The sequence below is a fragment of the Streptomyces sp. DSM 42067 genome, assembly GCF_055792885.1.
On the sequence record NZ_CM147706.1, the window covers coordinates 346,280 to 363,342 of the forward strand.

Genomic DNA, 17,063 nt, shown 5'->3' on the forward strand with positions numbered 1-17,063 from the left:
CATCCCCGAGCGGAGCCCACGCCAGGGTCCAGGTCTGGTCGGGCCAGCCATGCGCGACTGGGCCTCTGGCCAGCTCTTTCTCCAGCACAGCGAACAGAGCATCGTTGAGCTTCGGGTGGGACACCGGGCCGCGTGAGCGCAGGCCCTCGGTGCCTCGTTCCTGCCATGACCGCCGCCATCTTTGAACGGACCGGACGCTGACCCGTAATTCCTTCGCGACCGCGGCATTGTCCTGCCCCTCGGCGAACAACTCAGCCGCCACCTGGCACGGCTACGAGAACTCGATTGTCGACATCGACGGCGGCCGGGTGCCCGTGGTGTCCAGCGGCGCACACTGGGGCGGCGGCCTGTGGATCAGCGCCCTCGACCTTGCTCGCATCGGCCAGCTCTGTCTGCACGGCGGGCTGTGGAACCAGCGCCGGGTCATCTCGCAGCGGTGGATCGAGGAGCTGTGGACGCCCTGCCGGGTCAAGCCGAACTACGGCCTGTCCTGGTGGTTGAACGACGACCGCACGGTGTGGCCCGCAGCCCCCGCGACCGGCCGCTGCGCCCGCGGCAACGGCGGCAGCCATCTGCTGTGGGTCGACCCGGCACGTGACCTGGTGATCAGCTCGCGCTGGGGGGCGGAGGTCGAGTCGCTCCTGGTGGGCGTCTCGCGGGCGGTGGTGCCCAGCGCGTGAGGCACTGGTGGGCGGTGCGCTACCAGACGAGGCCGAACGCCGCCCAGACCCGCGAACTGCACCGCTACCTGCGCTGGCGCAACGTCAACGCCCGCCACCCCACCGTGCTGGCCGCCCCTGCCGCGAACGCACCCGCATCCGCATCCGCATGCGGGAAAGGCGTCCGCTGGGGCGGACGTCCGCTGGACAAGGCAGATTTTCAGCCAGGATCCTCGGTCGTGCCAGAAGCGGAGCAGCTACCGGCGGCGGCAGAGGAACTCACCGTGCGTCGGCGTGCGGGACGCACGCGAGACGATCTCGAAGCCGGCCCGCTCCAGCATGCCCTCCAGGATCCAGGTGTATGTGGAGAACTCCTCCCGAACGTGTGCCTCGAAGTCCGCCCGGGTGAAGCCCTGGCCCTCGGGGCGTCCTGCGGTTTCGATCCACCGCTGCAGATGCTCTGCGGCCTCGGCGGGCTCGAAACTGAAGATGACATCCCACAGGTAGAAGGTGCCGCCCGGCTGAAGCATGCTGGCCGCATTGAAGAGCGCCTGCTGTTTCCAGAAGTCCGGGAGTTGGTGCAAGGCCGACTTGGTGGTCACCACGTCCGCAGGCCCCGCGCGGTGGGCATAGTCCAAAAACCCGGCCCGGTGCCAGTGCGCGCTGGCGCCGACCCGTTTCGCCCTGGCCTGAGCGAATGCGAGCATCTCCTCCGAGACGTCGACGCCGTGCGCCTCGGCCCCGCGTCGCGCCGCCTGTACCACCAGCGAGCCGGTGCCACATGCGAGGTCGACCAGGCGAGTGCCGGTGACGACGCCGAGGCGGTCGAGCAACGCGTCGTCGGCGTCCGGGTCGGTGCCCTGGTTGCGGTCGTAGGCGGCCACCGCAGCTGGGCTGCCCAGGTCGATGCCGACAGGCTCGTACTCGCGGAACAACCATGCGGGGCGTGAACGGGTGGTGTCGTTTCGTGGCATGACCCGTTTGTAGGGTCCGGGCAGATCCACCGGCAACAGCAACATCCGCAGCATGGCGTTCCGAAGGGTGAAAGATGCAGGACCACGACCAGTACCGGCTCTTCCTCCATCTCGCCTCCACACTGAACTTCACCCGCACCGCGGCCGACTGCCACGTCAGCCCCGCCACGTTGTCCCGGACCGTGCAGCGGCTGGAGGCCGCTACCGGGCACCGGCTACTGGACCGCGGCCCGCACGGCGTCGCGCTGACCGAGCACGGCCACCACTTCCGCCGCTACGCGACTGAAGCCCTGGAGCTGTGGGACCGCTACTGCGACAACGACCTCACAGGGGACCAACTCGGCGGCCAACTACGGGTGTTCGCCTCGGTCACAGCCTGCCAGAGCCTGCTACCCGACCTGCTCGCACCTCTCCGAGATGCCCATCCCCAGGTGCAGATCTCGGTGCGGACCGGTGACGCCGCAGCTGCCCTCGCGCTCCTCGACGACGGCGAGGCCGACCTCGCCGTCGCAGCCTTGCCCTCCCGGATTCCGGCTACCCTCCTTGCCCGCACCGTCGCCCGCACCCCCCTCGTCCTCGTCCGAGCCGACCCACCACGATCAAGCGCGCAGCTTCCTGCTCCCGACGAGCCGTTCGTACTCCCCAGACAGGGCCTGGTCCGAGACATCGCCAACCGGTGGTTCCGCCGCCTCGGCATCACACCCCGCATAGCCGCGGAAGCCGACGGACACGAAGCCCTGCTCACCCTGGTCGCTCTCGACTACGGCACCGGCATCATCCCTGACCTCGTCCTGCGGCACTGCAGCATCCGGCACCGGCTCCACGTCGCCCCGGCCCCGTCCAGCCCCGGCGAACTCACCATCGGCGCGTGCATCCGGCGCACCGATCTCCACCGTCCCTTGGTCGCCGCCGCCTGGTCAGCCACAGCACCCGGTCAACCTTTACGGCCATGGCACTGATAAAGACTCCGTCAGGTCGTTACGGGAGGCAGGCGCGCACGCCACCACGAGAAGGGGGCGAGCCCCGCGCAGTCCAGGAACTCGACCACGTCAGCGCCGGCCCGGTGGCCCACCGGGCCCCCTCGTGCGGCAGCTATATTGATGGCCTCTGACCGAGGAGATGCACCGTGCCGGCCCGCCCCAGCGTTCTGTTCGTGACCGATCTCGCCTACCAGGCACGGGGGCGGCGCTACTGCGACGAGGACATCTTCCTCACTTCCCGGCTTCGCGCGGACTTCGACGTCGCTTTGTGCCACCCGCTGGATGCCGCAGCCCTGATGGACAGGTTCGACGCTGTCGTGGTCCGCAACAGCGGACCGGTTCTGCACTATCAGAAGGAGTACAACGCCTTCCGCGACCAGGCCGCTGCACGCGGTATCCGGGTGTACAACCCGCTGACGGGCCGCGGTGACATGGCCGGCAAGCAGTATCTGCTGGACCTGACCGAAGCCGGATACCCGGTCATTCCCACCATCGACCGGCCCCAGGACGTGGGCCGTCTGCCCGAGAGCGACCTGTACGCGGTCAAGCCGAAGGCCGGAGCGGACTCCATCGGCCTGCGCTTCGTGCCCCGCGACCAGTTGGCGGGCCTCGTCTATGGCGACATCCTGGTCCAGCCGCGCATCGATTTCCGCTACGAAGTGTCGTTCTACTACGTCGACGACGCCTTCCAGTACGCCCTCCACGCCCCGGACCCCGACCGGCGCTGGGCCCTCCAGCCGTACGAGCCCACGCAGGCCGACCTGGACTTCGCTCAGCGCTTCATCGGTTGGAACACCTTCGATCACGGCATCCAGCGGGTGGACGCCTGCCGCACCCAGGAGGGGGAATTGCTCCTCGTGGAGCTGGAAGACCTCAACCCTTACCTGTCCCTGGACCTCGTCACCGACCGGACCCGCGAGGCGTTCGTCGCCGGCATGACGGCCTCTCTCCACCGGTTTCTGAACGCCGGAGCCTCCTCCACCTGAACCACAGCGCTGGCGAGCCCTCTTGAGGTCAGCGACCAAGCCGCCGTCTGAACTGGCCGCCGCAGACGGATCATCGAGCGCGCGCGGACCTGGCTGACCGACTACCGCCGACTCAACCATGGGGACCGCCGGCCCGACCGCGCGCCCTTTCAGGTCGTAGGCGGGAGCGGGAAGTGGCATGCGGCGTGCTGGCCGGGGCGTACCTCGTTCATCTGTGGTTCTTCGGTGGCGCAGCGGTCCTGGGCCAGTGGGCAGCGGGTTCGGAACCGGCAGCCGTGCGGAGGCGACAGGGGTGAGGGCACATCGCCTTCGAGGGCGGGGCCGGCGAAGCCCTTGTCGGGGTCGGTCAGCGGAACCGAGTCGAGCAGGGCCCGGGTGTAGGGGTGCGCAGGGTTGGCGTAGACCTCGGCGGAGTCGCCGAACTCACAGACCTTGCCCAGGTACATGACCATGACGTTGTCGCTGATGGTGCGCACGACCCCGAGGTCGTGGGCGATGAACACGACGGTCAGGTCGTACTCGGCTTTGAGGTCCTCGATGAGGTTGAGGATCTGTGCCTGAACCGACACGTCAAGAGCGGACACCGGTTCGTCGCAGATCAGGAGACGGGGGCCAACGGCCAGGGCGCGGGCGATCGCGACGCGTTGGGCCTGGCCGCCGGAGAGCTGGCGGGGCAGCATGTCGGCGAATCGTTCGCCGTCGAGGCCGACTTGGGACAGGACTGTGGCCGAGGCCGCGGCCTGCTCGTCCGCCGGACTGCCTGCGATCGCCAGGCCTTCGGCGACGATGTCCTTGACCGGGCGACGGGGGTTCAGCGAGGCCACCGGGTCCTGGAAGATCATCTGCATCTGGCGGCGCAGCGCGCGCATACGGCGCTCGTCGGCCTGCTCGATCCACTCGCCCGCGAACCTGATCCGCCCGGCGGTCACACGGTCCAGCCGCAATACGGCCCGCCCGGTCGTGGACTTGCCGCACCCGGACTCGCCGACGATCCCGAGCGTCTCCCCGGGCAGGACGTCGAAGCTGACCTTGGAGACCGCCTGCACGGTCCCTGCCTTGCCGGGGTACTCGACGACCAGCTCCTCCACGCTGAGCAGCGCCTTGTCGCCGCGCAGGTGTGCGCTGCCGCTACCGGCCAAGGGGATCGCCTCCTGAAGCGAGCGTCGTGGGTGCCGTGGGTGCTGCCGCCGGATTGGCGCAGGCGACATGGTGGTCGGCGCCGACGGGTGCCAGGTACGGGTCGAGGTCGCGGCATGCCTCGGCGGCGTGCGCACAGCGCGCGGCGAAGCGGCAGCCTTCCGGCAGCTTCGTCGGATCCGGCAGCGAGCCGGGGATCAGGCGGAAGGGGGTGTGCCGTTTGTGGTCGAGGGTGGGGGTGGCTCCCAGCAGCGCCCGGGTGTACCGATGCCGGGGTGCGTCGAAGACCTGCCGGGTGGAGCCGGTCTCGGCCAGCCGGCCTGCGTACATGACGGCTACCCGGTCGGTGCGTCCGGCGACCACCGCGAGGTCGTGGCTGATCAGGATCAGGGACATGCTCCGCTCGCGCTGCACCCGGCGCAGCAGGTCCAGGATCTGCCGTTGGACCGTCACATCCAGTGCGGTGGTCGGTTCGTCGGCGATCAGGAGGTCGGGTTCGCAGGCCAGGGCGATGGCGATCATCACCCGCTGGCGCATGCCGCCGGACAGTTCGTGCGCGTAGTTCCGCAGCCGCCGCTCGGGGTCGGGCACACCGACCTCCCGCAGGAGGCCGACCGCCCGGCCGCGGGCCTCGGACCGGCCGACACCCAGCTGCCGGCGCATCCCCTCGGTCAGCTGGCGTTCGACCCGCACGACCGGGTTGAGGGAGCGGCCGGGGTCCTGGAAGACCATGGCGATCTGCTTGCCCCACACCTCCGCCCGCTCCTTGCGGGAGAGGGACAGCAGGTCGCGCCCCTGGAAGAACACCTCCCCCGAGCTCCCGGACCGCGGCGGCAGCAGGCCCATGAGGGCCCGGGCCATCACCGACTTGCCGGACCCGGACTCCCCCACGATCCCCAGGGCCTGGGCCCGTTCGACCTCCAGGGACACGTCGTCCACCGCGCGCACGGTCCCCCGCGGGGTGCCGATGTGGGTACGCAGATGGCGCACCCGTAGCAGGGGCTGGGTACTCACGGCCTGAGGCGGCCTCTCGTCCGACATGCTGCTCCCTCGACCGAGCGGATGGTGGAACGGGTCCGGTGGTCACCGGGCGGGCGGTGCCTACTTCTGGATCCACAGCTCCTCGGGCAGCAGCGAGCCCTCGCCGTACAGGACGATGCCGTGGACGTTCTTTCCCGTCACGGCACTGGGCGCGGAGCGGCCGATGAAGATGCCCGGGACGATCTCGGCCAGTCGCTCCTGCACCGTCTTGTACGCGGCGTTCCGCTCCTCGGTGGAGGTGGCGGTACGTCCCTTCTGCAGGGCGGCGTTCAGCGCGTCGTCGTCGATGCCGGACATGTTGGCGCGGGAGCCGCCGTGGAAGGCGCTGTACAGCCGGGTCTCCGGGTCGATGAAGTTGGCGGAGCTGACCAGCATGTCGAAGTCGTGCGTGGCGTGCAGGGCGAGGTTGTCCGCGTAGTCGACCACCTTGACCTTGACGTCGACGTTCTTGAACCGGCTCAGCTGGGTCTGCAGGCTCTCCGCCATGGCCCTGTTCTCGGTGGAGGGGAAGGTCTTGAAGGTGAAGGACACCGGCTTTCCGTCGGCCGCGAGGTCGTCGAAGAGCTTCTGCGCGGCTTCCCGGTTCGTCTGCGTCAGCTTGATGTCCGAGTAGAACGGCGAGGTCTTCTCGAAGAGTGTGTCCGCGGCCTTGCCCTCGCCGTTGTAGACGGACTGCTTCATCGCCTCGAAATCGAATGCCGTGGCGACGGCCTTCCGCGCCCGGACGTCGTCGAACGGCGCCCTGCGGGTGTTCATGGCCATATACATGCCGCCGTTGAGCGGTGCGGTGGCGGTGGGGTATCCCGCGTCAGCCGACTTGGCGAGGTTCTTCCAGTTCGTCTCGATCGCCACGTCGGCGCCGCTGCTCATCAGGGTGTCGATCCGCTGCTTGGTGTCCAGGGCCGGACGTATGGTGAAACCGTCCAGGTAGGGCTTGGATGCGTCGTAGTAGCCGGGGTTCTTGGCCAGTTCGATGGAGGCTTGCCGCGTCCACTTCTTGAGGGTGTAGGGGCCCGCGCCGACCGGCTTGGCGTCGAACGCCTGCCGGCCCGCCTTCAGTGCCTTCGGGGATGCGATCCAGTTCAGCGTGGTGGAGAGCACCGCCTGCGCGTAGCTCGGGACCGGCTGGGTCATGGTGATCTTGAGGGTGGTGGCGTCCACCACCTTCGTCGAGGCCATCAGCGACGCCTCCTGGATGGTGGACGACCCGGTGGCCGGGTCCTTGGTGCGGTCCCAGTTGAACTTCACCGCCGCGGCGTCCAACGGAGTCCCGTCGGTGAACTTCAGCCCGTCACGCAGCTTCAGCTCGAAGGCCTTTCCGCCGTCCTCGGTGGTGAAGGACTCGGCCATCTTGAACTGCACCTTGCCCGTGCGCGTGTCGTTGGTCATCAGCGTGCCGTACAGGGCATTGCCCACGAAGCCGCCGGTCACCCATGAGTTGCCGATGAGGGCGGGGTCCAGGCTCCGCGGCTCGCTGAGTTGCAGCAGGCGCGCGGTGCCGCCGGGGACGGGCTTGCCCGCGGAGGCAGTGGAGCCTGACGACGTGCCAGAGCCGGCCCCGCCGCACGCCGTCGACAGGAGGAGCAGGGCGGTGCCGCAGACCGTGGCGAGGTGGGCGAAGCGTCCTTTTCGGATCATCGTCGAACCTTCGTGAGCGGTGGGGTGGGGGACCTGACGGTTCTCGCTCTCCCGCGACACGGAGCTGCGGGACGGCGGTCCGTCGTGGAGCGCGTGCTGGGCGGCGGCCCTCGGAAGGCCGCCGGTCAGCCGCGCAGCGTGCGGTCGAACCGGTGGCGCAGGTGGTCGCCGGCCTGGTTCAGCGCGAAGACGGTCAGGAAGATGACGAGGGAGGGGACGAACACCATGTGGGGGGTGTCCGCGATGGAGTCCTTGCCTTCGGCGATCATTCCGCCCCAGCTGGGGCGAGGCGGCGGGATCCCCAAGCCGAGGAAGCTCAAGGAGCCCTCGGCCACGATCAGCGCGGCCATCACGACCGGGAGGTACGCACCCAGGGTGGGCAGGACGTTCGGCATGATCTCCCGGGTCAGCACGCGCCGGTGTCCCGCGCCCATGTTGCGCGCGGCGAGGACGAAGTCCCTGGCCGCCCATGCCAGGGTGTTGGCCCTGGCCAGGCGGATGAACGAGGGGACGATCAGAAGCGTCAGGCCCACCAGCAGGGTGCGCACGCTCGGGGTCAGTATCGACGAGAGCGCCAGCAGGAGGATCAGTGGCGGGAAGGCGAGCATCGCGTCGGCCACCAGCCGCACCAAGGAGTCGACGCGCCTGCCGAAATAGCCGGCAGGCATCCCCAGGGCGGTGCCGATGGCCGCTCCGACCAGGCCGGCAGCGGCGCCCACCACGAGGGAGACCTGCGCCCCGTACACGCATCGGGACAGGATGGATCGACCCTGACTGTCGGTGCCCAGTAGCAGGTCGAGCGAGCCGAGTTGCGGAGCCTGCCGCGGTGGGCCGACCGGGACGGCATAGGACGCCAGCGGCAGCGCGCCGGCCAGCAGCGCCGCCGCTACCACGGCGAACAGCCAGCCGTAGGACAGGTACACCATCACCGAGCGCGGCTCGCTGACCCGCGGGACGATCGGCTCCCGTGCGCCGTAGCTCTGCGGAGCGGCGGCCTCGGGCACGGCCTTCACATCCGACTGCGTCATGCCTTGGCCGCCTTCCTGACGCGCGGATCGATGAGCCCGTAGCTCAGGTCGACCAGCATGTTGACCACGACGTAGACCACCGCGATGAACACCACGATTCCCTGCACCGTCACCACGTCCCGGGAGGTGATCGCGGATGCCAGCAGCTGCCCGAGACCCGGCAGGGTGAACAGCGTCTCGACGATCACCGTCCCGCCGATCAGCCGTCCCAGGTTGATGCCGGCGAGCGTGATCAGGGAGAACGAGGACGGGCGCAGGGCATGACGGAACATCACGTACGTGCCGCTCATGCCTTTGGCCCGGGCAGCTCCGACGAAGTCCTCCCCCAGCGTCCCGATCAGGTCCGTGCGCAGCAGCCGGTGGAACGCCGCGATCTCCGTCAGGGCGATGGCCACCGTCGGCAGCACGGCGCCTCGCAGGTTGGCCCCGATGCCCTCACTGGCCGGCGACCATCCCGTCACGGGGAACCACCCGAGCTGGAGGGCGAAGAAGTAGATCAGCACCGGGCCGGCGATGAACGCCGGCACCGAGAGGAACACCGACGACACCGCGTTGATCAGCCGGTCCACCGGGCTTCCGGGGCGCACGGCCGAGGCGACGGCCAGCAGCACCGCGACGGCGAGGGCGAGCACCAGGGCCATCGCCGCCAACTGCAGGGTGACCGGTAGCCTTTCCACGATCGCCGTACTGACGGACTGCCCCGTCACCGGCGAGTTCCCCAGGTCGCCTTGGACCGCCGCGGTGAGCCAGTCCCAGTACTGCCCCCACAGCGGCTGGTCGAGCCCCAGTCGGGTTTCCATCGCCTCGACAGTCTCGGGTGTCGCGTCAGGCCCGAGAACGACCTCGGCCACGGAGCCCGGAGCGAGGCTCAGCAGCAGCGTCACCCCCATCGTGACCAGCAGTACGACGAGGAGACTTCGACCCACACGTCTCACAACGGGGAGCACCATTGCGACTCGCTTTCCTGAGGCGATGCGAGCTGAGCAGCTGGGTGCCCGCGCACCCGTGCACGCTTCTTCGGGCATTGGTTCTGGTCTCAGGGCATTGGTTCTGGGCACCGCTCTCCCGGGGCGGTGGCGACACGTATGGCTCTGTCCATAGCCGTCTCATGGGGTCACCGACGATCACGGCAGCCGCCGGGATCCGGGCCCGTCCTGGCCCGTCACCCCCACGAAAGAGGATGTAAACCCCGACCACCACGGCAGAGAACGATACTCTCGAAAATGTATAGCGCCAATACCGCTGCAAGCGAGAAACAGCTCCAGCCGCCAGCGGGGTCGGCCGACGAGGCCGTGCGCCCATGTCGCGCAACCCTCGTCGCACCGGCTCCGGCTCGTCGACATTGACGAAGAATGACTTTGACGTTGATGTAGAAGAAACGCCGATCTACCCTTCGGCAGTTACAAGCACAGCGGGCTCGGCCGCCAGAACGGTGTCGCCGGCTTCGACCAGTACCTCGAAACCAAGTCGCCGGCCCGGCTGGCGGGTTGAGCAGGGAGCGTACGCAGATGGCTGTCCGACCGATCAGGTTCGGGACCGGGCCGGGCCGGCTTCCCGACCGCACCGCCCTCGTCGAGGCCGCACGGAACATCGAGCGGCTCGGCTACTCGACCTTCGCCATGGCCGACCACCTCACGATTCCCTTCGCCCCGCTGCTCGCCCTGCAGGCGGCCGCCGACGCGACGAGCACCGTGCGGCTCACCCAGACGGTCCTGAACCAGGACTTCCGCCACCCCGCCGTACTCGCCAAGGAGTTGGCAACCCTCGACGTGCTGTCGCAGGGCCGTCTCCAGGTCGGCATCGGTGCCGGGTGGATGCAGGACGAGTACGACCGGGCCGGCATCCGCTACGACAAGGCGTCCGTCCGCATCGAGCGGCTGGAGGAGGTGGTCGTCATCCTCAAGGGCCTGTTCGGCGACGGCCCGTTCAGGTTCTCCGGCGAACACTTCACGATCGACGGCCTCGAGGGGACACCGAAACCGCTGCAGCGCCCCCGCCCGCCCATCATGATCGGCGGTGGCGGCCGCAAACTGCTGTCCGTGGCCGGCCGCCAGGCCGACATCGTCCAGGTCATGCCGCGCACGCGGCGTGGAACGCAGTCGTCCGGGCCTCCTGAGGTCAGCGTGCAGGCTTACGAGGAGAAGATCGGCTGGATCCGTGAGGCGGCCGGGGACCGCTTCGACGAGATCGAGCTTGGCGCCCAACTGCTGGACGTCACCCTCACCGATGACGCGGACGGGGGTTTCGAGGCGTTCTTCCAACGCTTCGGGAGTCTGCTGCGAAAGAGAGGGAGCGGGGAGGTCCCCGACCGGGAGGAGCTCCGCTCGTCGCCGATGGTCGCCATCGGTTCCCTCGACGAGGTGTGCGAGAAGCTCCTGGCGACCCGGGAGCGTTTCGGGATCAGCCATTTCTCGGCGCCTCTCGGTTCGACTCCCGAGTCGCTGGTCCCGGTCATCGAACGGTTGTCAGGGCAGTAGAGCGTCCGGTTCCTCCGACCGCGGCCCATCGCGGTCTTCACCACGGAGAGGCTCAGCACATGAATGAGCGGCAGCCATGACGATCGAACTGGGGCTGACCCCCGACTCGCGATGGGACATCGACGTCGCCGACCTGGTGGCGGCCGCTGCCGAGGCAGGGTTCTCGGCCGTCGGAATACCCGCGCCGCAGGCGGACGCCGCCTGCGCGGCCACGCTGGCCGCACAGGGACTGCGGTGCCACGAGCTCCTGGCCCTGGTGGTGAGCGCCGACGAGGAGGCCACGGTGCGCGAGGCGCGCCGGCTCGCCGAGGCGGCGGCCGCCGTGCGGGCGCAGTGGGTCCTGACGACGTTCATGACGCCGCTGCAGGGCAGGACCGGGCCGTTGGTGGAGCGGTGTGCCGCGATGTTCGCCGAGGCCGGGGCGGGGATGGCGGTCGAGTTCAGTCCGCTCGGCGCGGTGACGTCGATCTCCGCCGCCCTGGAGGTGGCCGAGGCCGCGGGGAAGGACCGGGCAGGGGTGCTGATCGACTCCTGGCACTTCTTCCGCGGGGACAGCTCCTGGGAGCAACTGGCGTCCGTGCCACTGGAGAGGATCGCGTACGTCCAGTTCGACGACGCCCCTCCCCCTGTCTCGGAAAACGCGATGAAGGAGACGATGCACCGCCGGGTGATGCCCGGCGAGGGGACCTTCGACCTCGACCGGTTCGCGTCCACCCTGCTCAAGCGGGGCTGGGAGGGCCTGGTAAGCGTCGAGGTGCTCAGCTCCGAACTGCGCAGGCTTCCTGTGCCCGAGTTCGCGCGGCGGGCCCACGAAACCACCGGCCGGTATTGGCGATGAGTCCGACCGTGATGTCGATGTCCTCCACGGCGTCGAAGCCCGGCCTGTTCGCCGTGCCGGATGCGTACGGGCCGACCGAAAGGGGTGAAGTGGGAGCCGCCGTCCACCGCACGTGGGAGCCGTACAAGGACGAGCAGTACGAACGTCCCCCGCTCGCGCCGAGGTGCCGAGACGAAGGCGAGTGCCGGTATGGACATGCAACGGCACGGGCTCTCGATCCGGCCGTCGCGGCGGCCGGCCTGGCCGCCATGACGTGTCGGTTCGGTGAGCAGTGGCTCGTCCAGGGCCGTCCGCAGTGCGACGTCGACACCGGTGTCGAGCAGATCACGAGACTTGTGGTCAACGCGCTGCGAGTGTGAGCTGTCAAAGGTCTGGATTGCAGCACACAGTCTGCGGATATGCTATTTACATTTGCGAGAATGCTGATATCCAGGCGGAGAACGGCACGGGACATTCCGGATCCCGGCCAAGTGACGTGTGCAGGTGGCGGCCGCCCTGCGGGCGGCGGGTGCCATCCCACCCGACCTTGTGGAGGCCATTGTGCGAGAACCACGCGCCCGGCGCTCGGAGTTGGCCACACCGGCCAGCAGCGAGCGCATGTGCGAGAAGGCGGCGAGCTCCGGCGCCGACCTCGTCTTCCTCGATCTCGAAGACGCGTGCGCGCCGTCCGCCAAGGAGGCGGCGCGCGGCATCGCCGTCGCGGCGCTGACGGACCTGGACTGGGGACGGACCGTCCGGGCCGTCCGCGTGAACGCCATCGACACACCCTGGTGCCACGGCGACATCATCGAGGTCGTCACCGGCGCGCGCGACGCTCTGGATGTCCTCATCGTGCCCAAGGCGCGATCGGCACGGGACGTCTGGTGGGTCGACGTCCTGCTCACCCAGCTCGAGACGAAGCTCCGGCTGACCCGGCCCATCGGCCTGGAGGTGCTCATCGAAGAGGCCGAGGGGCTGGCCAACGCGGCCGAGATAGCACGGGCGAGCTCACGCCTCGAAGCGGTCATCTTCGGTGCGGGCGATCTTTCGGCGTCGCTACGGGCGCGCGTGAACGGGAACTTCGATCCGGTCGGCGAGTACCCGGGCGACTTCTGGCACTTCGCGCGTGCCACGGTGCTCGCTGCGGCGCGGGCCGCGGGGGTCGACGCGATCGACGCACCGTACCCGGACTACCGCGATGCCGAGGGCTATCGCAGGTCCGCCGTGCACGGGAGCCTGATGGGCTACGACGGCAAGTGGGCGATCCACCCCGCCCAAGTGCCCATCGCCAACGAGGTCTTCACCCCGACCGCCCAGGAGATCGAAGAGGCCCGTGAGGCCATGGAGATCTACCGCGAGTCCGAGGCGGAGGGCGTGGGCGCGATCGGTCGCGACGGCAGGCTGGTCGACGCCGCCCATATGCGCCTCGCCACCAACGTGCTGTACAAGGCGTCGCTGGCGCGAGAATCAGCATTTCAAAAATAGAGAGTCACACTCTATCCAACACTCCCGCGCTGAGTACACTGCCAGCATGGCTGATTCTCCCTTGGCGACCGATCGAGTACGCCGGCGGCTCGAGGGCAAGGTCGCGGTCGTCACCGGCGCCGGCTCCGGCATCGGCCGGGCAGCCGCCGTGCTCTTCGCTGAAGAGGGTGCGAAAGTCGTCTGCGCCGACATCAGCGGCCGAGAGAAGGAAGCGGCAAGCGCGATCGGTGACGGCGCGGTCCCCGTGCACGTCGATGTCGCCCGGTCCGACGAGGTGGCCGCCATGATAGACACGGCCGTGCAGGAGTTCGGGCGGCTGGACGTGCTCTTCAACAACGCCGGCTTCGGTGGCCCGCCCCACCCGCTCACCGAGTTCGACGAGGCGACCTTCGACAACCTGATCGCGGTGAACCTCAAGGGTGTCTTCCTCGGCATGAAGTACGGGATCCCCGCCATGCTCCGCGGCGGCGGGGGCTCGGTCATCAACACGGCGTCGACAGCGGGACTCGTGGGCTGGAAGGGCAAGGCCGTGTATGCGGCGGCGAAGGGCGGGGTCGTGCAGCTCACCAAGTCGGCCGCCCTCGACTTCGCCACACAGGGAGTGCGGGTCAACGCCATCTGTCCGGGCATGACCTGGACGGGGTTGGCCAGTGCTGCTGCGGACGGCAGCTCGACGCCACCGCCCGAGTCACGTCCGCCTCAGCCGATGGGCAGGTGGGGCATGCCCCAGGAGCTGGCAGCCGCTGTGCTCTTCCTCGCCAGCGACGAGTCGTCGTTCGTCACCGGGACGGCGATCCCTGTCGACGGCGGGTACGTCGCCCGCTGACGTGCCGGCGTCCTGATGTGCTCATACGCCCACCGATGTGAGGAGGCGCAGGCCCAAACTCGCCAGACGGACCGCCCTCCCCCGCTCCGGCGGACTCGATGCCCACCGGCGCGCCGAACCGATGTGAACACCTGGATTCCGAGGTGACGATGCGCTTCATCTTCCACTATCCGGAGACGAACGGGCCCGACGGCGACGTCCTCGATCCCGGGCCTCTGCGTGAGCTTGCTGTGGCGGCAGAGCGGGCCGGGTTCGACGGCTTGTCTCTCAGTGAGCATCCGGTGCCGGGTGCCCGGTGGCTGGCCTCGGGCGGCCATCAGACGCTCGACCCGTTCGTCGCGCTCGCCTATGCGGCCGCAGCGACGGAACGTCTGCGGCTGCTCACCTATCTGGCGGTCTCGCCCTACCGGAACCCGTTCCTCCTCGCCAAAGCCGCAGCGACGCTGGACAAGCTCTCGGGAGGACGCCTGTTCCTCGGACTCGGCACGGGATACCAGAAGAGCGAGTTCCACGCCCTCGGTGTCGACATGGAGGAACGCAACGCCCTGTTCGACGAGGCCCTCGACGTGCTGCCCTTGCACTGGAGCGGGGCGCCGTTCAGCTACCAGGGACGGCACTTCAGTGCGCGTGACGTGGTGGCGAGGCCCCGGCCGGTCCAGGACCCCATCCCGATCTGGGTGGGCGGCAACTCGAAGCTCAGCCGTCGCCGCGTCGCCGAGCGGGCACAGGGGTGGATGCCGATGTCCGGGGGAGCCCAGCTCAGCGCCACCGCTCGTACGCCCAGCCTCGGTTCGGTGCAGGAACTGGCTGTCGCGATAGTCGAGTTGCGGGAGGCGGCGGCCGCGGCCGGGCGTTCCGAGCGGATCGACGTGCTGTACTCCTACCAGGGCGCCGGAACTCACTCACCGACCGTCGAGCCCGACCGCCATCGGGAAGCGTTCGCGGAGCTCGAGAAGGCCGGTGTCACATGGGTGGTGGTGTCGAGCGGCACCCACTCGCCCTCGGCCACGCTGGAGTTCCTCGAGGCCTTCGGCTCGACCTATTTGTCGTGACGGCGGGGAGGAAGGCAGCGCGCGTGGGATGGTTCGAGGAACGCGGAGGGCTCGCAGGCACTGTCGCCGTGGTCACCGGTGGGGCGGGCGGTCTCGGGGAGGCCATCGTGTCCGATCTGGCCGCGGGCGGCGTCCTCCCGGCAGTGATCGACATCGACGGCGAGGCGGTGGACGTCCTTCGCCGGTCGCTCGCCGAGCGAGGTTGTGACGCGATCGTGCACCAGGGCGACGTTCGCGACGCCGACGCGTTGTCGGCACTGTTCGCCGCCGTCGACGAACGCTGGGGCCGGCTCGACACGCTCGTCAATGTCGTCGGGGGCACCTTTCGAGCGCCGTTCACCGAGACCACCCCGAGGGGCTGGGACGCGCTCTTGCGTACCAACCTGCTCCATGTGCTGCACGCCTGTTCCCTCGCCGCCCCACGGATGCGGGCCGGTGGACGCGGGGGCAGCATCATCAACCTCACGACGGTCGAGGCGCACCGGGCAGCGCCGGGTTTCGCCGTCTACGCGGCCGCCAAGGCGGCGGTGGAGCAGTTCGCCCGGACGCTTGCCGTCGAACTCGCCCCGGACGGCATCCGGGTCAACAACGTCGCCCCGGACTACACCCCCACGCCCAACATCCTGAAGTTCTCAAGCGGCGACGAGTCGCTCGCGACCCCTGCCGGCGTGCGCGTCGCCATCCCCATGGGGCGGGTGGGGAGCGTCACGGACGTATCGAACTGCGTGGTGTTCCTCGCGTCGGGGCTGTCGGCCTACGTCACCGGGACCACTCTCCATCCCGACGGCGGCACGTTCGCATCGGCGGGATGGTTCAACTGGCCGGACTCGGGCTGGGCCAACCACGCCCCGACGAGCTTGCTGAAGCACATCGCATCCGGCGGCGAAACGTAACCGCTCGACCGGCCGTAGGACGCCAAGCCCTTGTCGGCGCGCCGGCATCCCTCACCGGCCGCTCAGACGCGCGGCGACCGGAGCGAAGCTGTCGATCTGCGGCTGCTGGACGGTGACGTAGTTGATGCCGAGCTCCTCGCGGCGCTCCTGGAGGCGTTCGGCGATCTCGTCGGCGGTGCCGACCAGCACATTGGGGTGGTCGAGCAGCCCCGCAGAGGGGACCCGCATCAGCTTCGCGACGCGGGCGACGGCAGTCCCCGGGTCTTCGGTGACCTCGGTGAAGTACGGAGAGCTTTCGATGTCGAAACCGCCGAACCGTTCACCGGCCGCGTCCCTTACGTAGCCCAGTCGGCGGGCGGCCTCCTCCCGGGGCGACAGACCATCGGAGTTCACCGGCTGGAACGGCACGTTATTGATGCTCATGATGTCCGCCTCGCGGGCGGCCAGGGACAGTACGCGCCTGCGGCCGCCGCCGATCATGATGGGTGGGTGTGGGCGCTGCGCCGGGAGCGGCAGGCCGGCATAGCCCGTCACGTTGACGTACTCGCCCTTGGCGTCGAGCTCCTGGCCCGACCAGTGGGCTTTGACGAGTGCGACCGCCTCCTCCAGTTTCGTGACGCGCTGCGGAGCCGCCGCGAAGTCGAGCCCCATCGCCCGGTATTCGGGGGCGCTCCAGCCGGCGCCGATGCCGAACTCGAGCCGCCCCTCGGAGAGCAGGTCGATGGTGGCCGCCTCCTTCGCGAGCACGGCCGGGACGTGGTAGTCGACGCAGAAGACCCGGCAGCCGATGCGCAGGGTCCGTGTGACCGCCGCGGCCGTCGCCATGGCCGCGATCGGTGCGAGGTGCTGCGGGACCTGGCTCGCCTCACGGGCGGCGGGGCCCGGGCCCAGATAGTGGTCGGCGGTGAAGAGGGTGGAGAACCCCAGATCCTCGACCTTCCGTGCCAGGTCGCGCCACTCGGCAGCCGACTTGGCCTTGGTCGCCTGCACGGCGAAGCGGAACGGACGCACGGTCGTCGTCTGCATCCGCCGAAAATAACACATGCATGGATCGATAACAGGGGTATTGA

The 17,063-nt window shown here is 69.1% G+C and carries 17 protein-coding genes and 1 pseudogene; 10 read left to right on the plus strand and 8 right to left on the minus strand.

From position 1 onward, the window contains the following. Positions 1 to 19: 19 nt before the first annotated feature. Positions 20 to 259: pseudogene (locus ACSMXV_RS01880) on the minus strand (helix-turn-helix domain-containing protein); the annotation flags it as partial. On the opposite strand from ACSMXV_RS01880, the gene ACSMXV_RS01885 reads away from it, so the two are divergent. Beyond that, a complete protein-coding gene (locus tag ACSMXV_RS01885) occupies positions 228 to 680 on the plus strand; it encodes a hypothetical protein (protein ID WP_473175940.1) in 453 nt (150 codons plus the stop codon). The pseudogene ACSMXV_RS01880 and the gene ACSMXV_RS01885 sit on opposite strands and share 32 nt — an antisense overlap. A gap of 236 nt (positions 681 to 916) precedes the next feature. On the opposite strand, the gene ACSMXV_RS01890 is transcribed toward ACSMXV_RS01885, so the two are convergent. Continuing rightward, complete coding sequence (locus ACSMXV_RS01890; protein ID WP_473175941.1) at positions 917 to 1,633, minus strand: class I SAM-dependent methyltransferase; 717 nt, start codon at positions 1,631 to 1,633, stop codon at positions 917 to 919. A 74-nt stretch (positions 1,634 to 1,707) separates the two neighbouring features. Between ACSMXV_RS01890 and ilvY the strand changes: the two genes are divergently transcribed. Next, positions 1,708 to 2,592: an HTH-type transcriptional activator IlvY gene (ilvY, locus tag ACSMXV_RS01895; protein WP_473175942.1), complete on the plus strand. Its 885-nt coding sequence runs from the start codon at positions 1,708 to 1,710 to the stop codon at positions 2,590 to 2,592. A gap of 167 nt (positions 2,593 to 2,759) precedes the next feature. After that, positions 2,760 to 3,599 (plus strand): ATP-grasp domain-containing protein, encoded by an 840-nt coding sequence (locus tag ACSMXV_RS01900; RefSeq protein ID WP_473175943.1) that lies wholly within the window; start codon positions 2,760 to 2,762, stop codon positions 3,597 to 3,599. 149 nt (positions 3,600 to 3,748) lie between these two features. On the opposite strand, the gene ACSMXV_RS01905 is transcribed toward ACSMXV_RS01900, so the two are convergent. The 5 genes from ACSMXV_RS01905 to ACSMXV_RS01925 form a co-directional block, all read right to left on the minus strand. Next, positions 3,749 to 4,738, minus strand: coding sequence for an ABC transporter ATP-binding protein (locus ACSMXV_RS01905; RefSeq protein WP_473175944.1), 990 nt, complete (start codon positions 4,736 to 4,738; stop codon positions 3,749 to 3,751). After that, positions 4,728 to 5,750 carry an ABC transporter ATP-binding protein gene (locus tag ACSMXV_RS01910; RefSeq protein ID WP_473175945.1) on the minus strand — a complete coding sequence of 341 codons (1,023 nt, stop codon included), beginning with the start codon at positions 5,748 to 5,750 and terminating at the stop codon, positions 4,728 to 4,730. The genes ACSMXV_RS01905 and ACSMXV_RS01910 overlap by 11 nt, the downstream gene beginning before the upstream one ends. A gap of 87 nt (positions 5,751 to 5,837) precedes the next feature. Then, entirely contained in the window at positions 5,838 to 7,415 is a 1,578-nt protein-coding gene (locus ACSMXV_RS01915) for an ABC transporter substrate-binding protein (protein ID WP_473175946.1), read from the minus strand. 125 nt (positions 7,416 to 7,540) lie between these two features. Beyond that, a complete protein-coding gene (locus ACSMXV_RS01920; RefSeq protein WP_473175947.1) occupies positions 7,541 to 8,443 on the minus strand; it encodes an ABC transporter permease in 903 nt (300 codons plus the stop codon). Next, entirely contained in the window at positions 8,440 to 9,393 is a 954-nt protein-coding gene (locus tag ACSMXV_RS01925) for an ABC transporter permease (RefSeq protein ID WP_473175948.1), read from the minus strand. Before ACSMXV_RS01925 ends, ACSMXV_RS01920 begins: the two co-directional genes overlap by 4 nt. Positions 9,394 to 9,951: 558 nt before the next feature. On the opposite strand from ACSMXV_RS01925, the gene ACSMXV_RS01930 reads away from it, so the two are divergent. The 7 genes from ACSMXV_RS01930 to ACSMXV_RS01960 all read left to right on the plus strand — a co-directional run bounded on the left by ACSMXV_RS01930 (position 9,952) and on the right by ACSMXV_RS01960 (position 15,993). Beyond that, positions 9,952 to 10,920, plus strand: a complete 969-nt coding sequence (locus tag ACSMXV_RS01930) for a TIGR03621 family F420-dependent LLM class oxidoreductase (RefSeq protein ID WP_473175949.1) — start codon at positions 9,952 to 9,954, stop codon at positions 10,918 to 10,920. Positions 10,921 to 10,996: 76 nt separating this feature from the next. Further along, positions 10,997 to 11,758, plus strand: coding sequence for a sugar phosphate isomerase/epimerase family protein (locus ACSMXV_RS01935; protein WP_473175950.1), 762 nt, complete (start codon positions 10,997 to 10,999; stop codon positions 11,756 to 11,758). Between the two features lie 17 nt (positions 11,759 to 11,775). Continuing rightward, positions 11,776 to 12,117: a hypothetical protein gene (locus ACSMXV_RS01940; RefSeq protein WP_473175951.1), complete on the plus strand. Its 342-nt coding sequence runs from the start codon at positions 11,776 to 11,778 to the stop codon at positions 12,115 to 12,117. Positions 12,118 to 12,298: 181 nt separating this feature from the next. Continuing rightward, positions 12,299 to 13,222, plus strand: a complete 924-nt coding sequence (locus ACSMXV_RS01945; RefSeq protein ID WP_473175952.1) for an HpcH/HpaI aldolase/citrate lyase family protein — start codon at positions 12,299 to 12,301, stop codon at positions 13,220 to 13,222. 46 nt (positions 13,223 to 13,268) lie between these two features. Next, positions 13,269 to 14,048: an SDR family NAD(P)-dependent oxidoreductase gene (locus ACSMXV_RS01950; protein WP_473175953.1), complete on the plus strand. Its 780-nt coding sequence runs from the start codon at positions 13,269 to 13,271 to the stop codon at positions 14,046 to 14,048. Between the two features lie 149 nt (positions 14,049 to 14,197). Continuing rightward, a complete protein-coding gene (locus ACSMXV_RS01955; protein ID WP_473179210.1) occupies positions 14,198 to 15,100 on the plus strand; it encodes an LLM class F420-dependent oxidoreductase in 903 nt (300 codons plus the stop codon). A gap of 23 nt (positions 15,101 to 15,123) precedes the next feature. After that, entirely contained in the window at positions 15,124 to 15,993 is an 870-nt protein-coding gene (locus ACSMXV_RS01960) for an SDR family NAD(P)-dependent oxidoreductase (protein WP_473175954.1), read from the plus strand. A gap of 51 nt (positions 15,994 to 16,044) precedes the next feature. On the opposite strand, the gene ACSMXV_RS01965 is transcribed toward ACSMXV_RS01960, so the two are convergent. Next, positions 16,045 to 17,019, minus strand: a complete 975-nt coding sequence (locus ACSMXV_RS01965; protein WP_473175955.1) for a TIGR03621 family F420-dependent LLM class oxidoreductase — start codon at positions 17,017 to 17,019, stop codon at positions 16,045 to 16,047. Between the last annotated feature and the right edge of the window lie 44 nt (positions 17,020 to 17,063).

Excerpts from the sequence above, each read along its gene's own strand:
- ACSMXV_RS01890 (WP_473175941.1), bottom strand. The coding sequence starts at position 1,633 with ATGCCACGAAACGACACCACCCGTTCACGCCCCGCATGGTTGTTCCGC.
- ilvY (WP_473175942.1), top strand. The coding sequence starts at position 1,708 with ATGCAGGACCACGACCAGTACCGGCTCTTCCTCCATCTCGCCTCCACA.
- ACSMXV_RS01915 (WP_473175946.1), bottom strand. The coding sequence starts at position 7,415 with ATGATCCGAAAAGGACGCTTCGCCCACCTCGCCACGGTCTGCGGCACC.
- ACSMXV_RS01920 (WP_473175947.1), bottom strand. The coding sequence starts at position 8,443 with ATGACGCAGTCGGATGTGAAGGCCGTGCCCGAGGCCGCCGCTCCGCAG.
- ACSMXV_RS01925 (WP_473175948.1), bottom strand. The coding sequence starts at position 9,393 with ATGGTGCTCCCCGTTGTGAGACGTGTGGGTCGAAGTCTCCTCGTCGTA.
- ACSMXV_RS01930 (WP_473175949.1), top strand. The coding sequence starts at position 9,952 with ATGGCTGTCCGACCGATCAGGTTCGGGACCGGGCCGGGCCGGCTTCCC.
- ACSMXV_RS01935 (WP_473175950.1), top strand. The coding sequence starts at position 10,997 with ATGACGATCGAACTGGGGCTGACCCCCGACTCGCGATGGGACATCGAC.
- ACSMXV_RS01940 (WP_473175951.1), top strand. The coding sequence starts at position 11,776 with ATGTCCTCCACGGCGTCGAAGCCCGGCCTGTTCGCCGTGCCGGATGCG.
- ACSMXV_RS01950 (WP_473175953.1), top strand. The coding sequence starts at position 13,269 with ATGGCTGATTCTCCCTTGGCGACCGATCGAGTACGCCGGCGGCTCGAG.
- ACSMXV_RS01955 (WP_473179210.1), top strand. The coding sequence starts at position 14,198 with ATGCGCTTCATCTTCCACTATCCGGAGACGAACGGGCCCGACGGCGAC.
- ACSMXV_RS01965 (WP_473175955.1), bottom strand. The coding sequence starts at position 17,019 with ATGCAGACGACGACCGTGCGTCCGTTCCGCTTCGCCGTGCAGGCGACC.